This is a genomic window from Mycobacterium sp. E1214 (assembly GCF_001666755.1).
Lineage (GTDB): Bacteria > Actinomycetota > Actinomycetes > Mycobacteriales > Mycobacteriaceae > Mycobacterium.
On record NZ_LZJC01000115.1, the window covers coordinates 1 to 777 of the forward strand.

General features: G+C 59.8%; 1 protein-coding gene. It reads left to right on the forward strand.

Features of this window, described 5'->3' with window-relative positions:
• The coding region (locus A5700_RS16120) for an MCE family protein (protein ID WP_156671249.1) at positions 1–777 on the forward strand (777 nt) is incomplete at both ends.

Consider the following 777-nt stretch of genomic DNA (forward strand, 5'->3'; position numbering starts at 1 on the left):
TGACGATGCTGGCCGCGCGGGCGGGGTTGGTGATGGATCCGGGGTCGAAGGTGACCTATAACGGGGTGGAGATCGGTCGGGTCGGCAGTATCAGTGAGACGGTGCGGGATGGGAAGCCGGCGGCGAAGTTCACGTTGGAGGTCTATCCGCGGTATTTGTCGTTGATTCCGTCGAATGTGAATGCCGATATCAAGGCGACGACGGTGTTTGGTGGCAAGTATGTGTCGTTGACGACGCCGGCGAATCCGTCGCCGCAGAAGATTAGCGGGCGCACGGTGATTGATGCGCGGTCGGTGACGACGGAGATCAATACGTTGTTTCAGACGATTACGTCGATCTCGGAGAAGGTGGATCCGATCAAGTTGAATCTGACCTTGAGTGCGGCGGCGCAGTCGTTGGCGGGGTTGGGGGAGCGGTTCGGGCAGTCGGTGGTGAATGCGAACGCGATTCTTGATGATGTGAATCCGCGGATGCCGCAGGCGCGTCGGGATATTCAGGGGTTGGCGGCGTTGGGGGATACCTATGCTGATGCGGCGCCGGATTTGCTGGATTTTTTGAACAATGCGGTGGTGACGGCGCGCACGGTGAATGCGCAGCAAAAGGATTTGGATCAGGCGTTGTTGTCGGCGGCGGGGTTTGGTAATACCGGGGCCGATTTGTTCAACAAGGGTGGGCCGTATTTGGCGCGGGGTGCTGCGGATCTGGTGCCCTCGGCGCAGTTGCTCGACACCTACAGCCCGGCGATCTACTGCACCCTGCGCAACTACCACGACATCG